This is a genomic window from Streptomyces sp. 15-116A, assembly GCF_025290915.1.
Taxonomy (GTDB): domain Bacteria; phylum Actinomycetota; class Actinomycetes; order Streptomycetales; family Streptomycetaceae; genus Streptomyces.
Window position 1 is genome coordinate 1 of the sequence record NZ_JAOCQE010000389.1, and the last position, 4,733, is coordinate 4,733.

The following is a 4,733-nucleotide window of genomic DNA, read 5'->3' on the forward strand; positions in this document are numbered from 1 at the left end:
TCTACACCGTCCCCGTCGCGGTCTATCTGGCTGTCCTGCGACTGCTGCATCGCCGGCCGGGCTCCTGGGGCGAGGACGCCATCTGGGCGGTGGCCGTCCTCGCCGTGCTCGCCGCCACCTACGTGCCCGGCCCGATCGTGACCACGGGTGTGATCGCCTCGCTGCTGGTCGCGGCGACGCTGTGGCTGCGCCGGGGCGAGGTGGTGGAGCGGGAAGCCGCCGTCTGAGTCGCTGGTGACGTGCTGCCGGGCTGCAACCGCTGTGCCTCGGTGATCGTCCTGGCCGGGAGAGGCGGGAGGGCGAGGAGGCGGCGGGGCATGGGCGTATGGGGACATGGCGGGTGGGAGCCCGGACGTGTGGTCGCCGGGTGTGCGGTGGTGACGGCCGCGCTACTGGCGGGGCACCGTGCGGTGCCCAACACCGGTGTGCGGCTGGGCAGTCTGCTGGAGTCGTTCCTGCCGTGGCTCGGTGCGGTGGTCGTCGTGCTGCTGTGCGTCGCGCTGCTGCGCCGCTCGGCGGTCGCGCTGGTGGCGCTGATGCTGCCGGTGGCGGCCTGGACGCATCTGTTCGGCGGACTGCTGTTGCCCGCGGCGGCCGAGCCAGGCGGCGGCGATCTGGTGGTGGTGCAGCACAACGTCAGCGACGAGAACGCCGATCCGGCGGGCACCGCCCGCGTCCTGATGGACGCCGGGCCGGACCTGATCGCCCTTCAGGAGCTGGTGCCTCCCGCGCGGGCGGTCTACGAGGAGGTGCTCGACCCGCGCTACCCGTACCACGCGGTGAGCGGGACCGTCGGGCTCTGGTCGCGGTATCCGCTCACCGACGTGCGGCCGCTGGACCTCAAGCCCCGGGAGATCGAGGAGACCTGGCAACGCGGCCTGCGTGCGGTGGTGCGGACCCCGAGGGGGGAGGTCGCCGCGTACGTCGCCCATCTCCCCTCGGTCCGCGTCGGTGCTCGCGGTCTCGCGTCCTCCTGGCGTGACGAGAGCGCGCGGCTGCTGGGCCGGGCCGTCGCGGCGGAGCGCACCCGGACCGTGGTGCTCATGGGTGACCTCAACGGCACCGTGGACGACCGCGGCCTGGCGCCGCTCACCTCGCGCCTGGACGTGGCCGAGCGAGGTCTCGCCTTCAGCTTCCCCGCGTCCTTCCCGGTGGCCCGGATCGATCAGGTCATGGCCCGCTCGGCGACCGTCGCCCACCTCCGCACCCTGCCCGCCACCGGCAGCGACCACCTCCCCGTCGCCGCCCGCGTCACCCTGCGCTGACTCCGGCCACCCCCGCCCATTGACGCATTCTTACGCACGGGTAAGTTGACTCTGGAGTAAGGAAGAAGGAAAGCACGGAAGCACCAGCAGCATCACCGCGACCGGGAGCCGCCATGGGCGTACGCAAGGATCTGAAACGGGCGAAACGACGCACCGACCTGGCCACCCGTACCAGGGTCGAGACCGTGCGGGACGAGCGCGGCGTCGTCCGGGAGGTGCGTGCCGCGCCGCTCGCCCCACGGCCCACCACCGGCAGCACGGCCGACATCCCCTTCACCAACGCGGCCGAGGCGCCGGACGCCGTGGTGCTGCGCCGGGAGCGGGACGGCGCCTGGCAGCCGGTGACGGCGGCGGCCTTCGCCCATGAGGTCACCGGCGTGGCGAAGGGTCTGATCGCCGCCGGGCTCCAGCCCGGCGACCGGGTCGCGGTGATGTCCCGGACGCGCTACGAGTGGACGGTGCTGGACTTCGCCATCTGGTCGGCCGGCGGCCAGACGGTCCCCGTGTACGCCACCTCCTCGGCGGACCAGGTGGAGTGGATCGTCCGGGACTCCGGCGCCCGGTACGTCGTCACCGAGACCCCGGAGAACACCGCCACCGTCACCACGGGCACCGCCTCGCACCCCGCTCCCCCGCGCGTCTGGGAGCTGGACGCGGGCGCCCTCGCCGAACTGACCGCCCTCGGCCGGGACGTCCCCGACGAGGAGGTCACCAAGCGCCGCACGGCGCTGACCCCGGACACGACGGCGACGCTCTGCTACACGTCCGGCACGACCGGCCGCCCGAAAGGCTGTGTCCTCACGCACGCCAATCTGCACGCGGAGGCCGCCAACACCGTCGAACTGCTGCACCCGATCTTCAAGGAGGTCACCGATCAGGTCGCCTCCACCCTGCTGTTCCTGCCGCTCGCCCACATCCTCGGCCGCACCCTGCAGATCGCCTGCCTGATGGCCCGCATCGAGATCGGCCACTGCCCGAGCATCAAGCCCGACGAACTGCGCCCCGCCCTCAGGGCGTTCCGGCCCACCTTCCTCGTCGGCGTCCCGTATCTCTTCGAGAAGATCCACGACACCGGCCGCGCCACCGCCGAGAAGATCGGCCGGGGTGCCTCCTTCGAGCGGGCCCACCGCATCGCCGTGCGTTTCGGCGAGGCCCATCTCGACAAGTTCCTGGGCCGCGGCAAGGGCCCCGGTCCCGGTCTGTACGCCGCGTGGGCGCTGTACGACCTGCTGGTCTACCGGCGGGTCCGCAAGGAGCTCGGCGGCCGGATGCGCTACGCCATCAGCGGCGGCTCCCCGCTGGAGCGCGACCTCAACCTCTTCTTCTACGCGGCCGGAATCATGGTCTACGAGGGCTACGGCCTCACCGAGACCACCGCCGCCGCGACCATCGTGCCGCCGCTGAGCCCGCGCCCCGGCACGGTCGGCCTCCCGGTGCCGGGCACGGCGGTGCGGATCGCCGACGACGGCGAGGTGCGGATCAAGGGCGGCATCGTCTTCGGGTCCTACTGGAACAACCCGGCCGCCACCGACGAGGTGCTCGACGACGGCTGGTTCACCACCGGCGACCTGGGCTCCCTCGACGACGACGGCTTCCTCACCATCACCGGACGCAAGAAGGACATCCTCGTCACCTCCGGCGGCAAGAACGTCTCCCCGGCCGTCCTGGAGGACCGGCTGCGCAGCCGGCCGCCCATCGGGCAGTGCCTCGTCGTCGGCGACAACCGTCCGTTCGTCGGCGCGCTGATCACCCTGGACCCCGAGACCGTCGCGCACTGGCTGGCGGTGCGGGGGATGCCCGCCGACACCCCGATGTCCGAGGTGGTGCGGGACCCCCGCATGCGCGCCGATGTGCAACGGGCCGTCGACTACGCCAACGAGGCCGTCTCCCGCGCCGAGTCGATCCGCGCCTTCGGGCTGGTGGAGGGCGAGTTCACCGAGGAGAACGGGCTGCTGACCCCGTCGCTGAAGGTGAAGCGGCAGGCGGCGCAGGAGGCGTACGCCAAGGAGATCGAGGCGCTGTACGCCTGACCCGCCGCACCGCCGCCCCGCTCGGGCTCAGTCCAGCCGGTCGGCGGTGCGGATCGCCTCCGCGAGTCCGCGCACGTCCTCGTCCTCGGTGCGCTCCGCCAAGTCCCCTGCCCGGTCGGCAAGTTCACCGAGGCCGGGGGCGCCGGGAAGGCCGCTGCGGCGGTGGTCCGAGGAGCGCAGGGCGTCGGCGAAGTAGGCGGCGGTCGCGGTGACCGCGAGGCCGCGGCCGGCGCTCCACACGGAGTCGTCGAGGGCGTCGGTCTCCAGGTCGCCGGACTCCTCGTGCGGGCTGCGCGATGCGGGGTCGAGCCAGCGGACGGTGGCGGTGGCGAGGTGCCCGTCGGCACCGGACTTGGTGCGCACGGCGTACAGGGCGGTGACGGTGTGGCCGGGACCGACCTCGCCGCCGTCCACCCGGTCGTCGCGGAAGTCGTCGTCGGCGACGCGGCGGTTGTCGTAGCCGACGAGCGCGAACTCGGCGACGGTCTCCGGGTCGAAGGCCACCTGCGCCTTGGCGTCGCGAGCGGCCAGGTCGATGGTGCGGGGCAGCTGCTCGCTGAAGACCTCGCGGCCCTCCTCCTCGTCGGAGACGTACACCGTGTGGCCGTCGCCCTTGTCGGCGAGGCGTTCCATCAGGGCGTCGCCGTAGTCGCTGCCGACACCGACGCCGAAGAGGGTGATGCCGTGCTCGCGGCGGTGCTCCGAGATGCGTTCGAGGATCGTGTCGGCGTCGGTGTCACCGGTGTTGGCGAGCGCGTCGGAGACCAGAACGACGCGGTTGGTGGCGCCCTCGCGCAGGCCCTCGACGGCGGTCTCGTAACCGGTCTCGACGCCGGCGCCGAGGTTGGTGGAGTCGGTGGGCTCCAGGCTGTCGATGGCGTCGTGGACGTCGTCGCGGTTGTCGGCGAGACGGGTCATCGGCAGGACCGTCTCGGCCTCGTCGCTGAAGGTCACGACGGCCACGGAGTCGTCGTCGCGCAGCCGGTCGGTCATCGTGCCGAGGGACTGCTTGGCGAGGTCGAGACGGCCGGGTTCGGCCATGGAGCCGGAGATGTCGATGACGAACGTGAGCGCGGCGGGCGGGCGTTCACCGTCGTCCTCGGCGGGCCGGGTGGCCAGGCCGACGCGGACCAGGGACCAGTCGTCCTCCTCGGTGCGGGCGCCGTCGATCGTGACGGTGAAGCCGTCGCCGTCGGGGCGTTCGTAGTCCTGGCGGAAGCTGTTGACGAACTCCTCGGGGCGGACGGTCGACGGGTCGGGCAGCCGGCCGTCGGCGAGGGTGCGGCGGGCGTAGCCGTAGGAGGCGGTGTCGACGTCCAGGGCGAACGTCGACAGATAGTCGGGCTCGGGCGCGATGTCGCGGGACTCCTGCTCGCCCTCGCGCTCCCCGCCCCTCGGCCCGTCCGGCGCGGACGGTGTCGAGTGTGTCGTCCAGGCC

3 protein-coding genes and 1 pseudogene are annotated in these 4,733 nt (G+C 72.7%); 3 read left to right on the forward strand and 1 reads right to left on the reverse strand.

Annotated features, from left to right (window positions below; translation table 11 throughout):
* The 3 genes and pseudogenes from N4P33_RS32950 to N4P33_RS32960 form a co-directional block, all read left to right on the forward strand.
* Window positions 1-227, forward strand: a pseudogene (locus tag N4P33_RS32950) (low temperature requirement protein A); the annotation flags it as partial.
* A gap of 90 nt (window positions 228-317) precedes the next feature.
* A complete protein-coding gene (locus tag N4P33_RS32955; RefSeq protein ID WP_313904627.1) occupies window positions 318-1,265 on the forward strand; it encodes an endonuclease/exonuclease/phosphatase family protein in 948 nt (315 codons plus the stop codon).
* A 113-nt stretch (window positions 1,266-1,378) separates the two neighbouring features.
* Window positions 1,379-3,295 (forward strand): long-chain fatty acid--CoA ligase, encoded by a 1,917-nt coding sequence (locus tag N4P33_RS32960; protein ID WP_260830604.1) that lies wholly within the window; start codon window positions 1,379-1,381, stop codon window positions 3,293-3,295.
* A 27-nt stretch (window positions 3,296-3,322) separates the two neighbouring features.
* On the opposite strand, the gene N4P33_RS32965 is transcribed toward N4P33_RS32960, so the two are convergent.
* Window positions 3,323-4,733 (reverse strand): VWA domain-containing protein (locus N4P33_RS32965; RefSeq protein ID WP_260830605.1); only part of this gene is annotated, 1,411 nt, incomplete at its 5' end.

What these genes read in the sequence shown, in the direction of transcription:
- N4P33_RS32955 (WP_313904627.1), top strand. Translation starts at nt 318, where the DNA reads ATGGGCGTATGGGGACATGGCGGGTGGGAGCCCGGACGTGTGGTCGCC.
- N4P33_RS32960 (WP_260830604.1), top strand. Translation starts at nt 1,379, where the DNA reads ATGGGCGTACGCAAGGATCTGAAACGGGCGAAACGACGCACCGACCTG.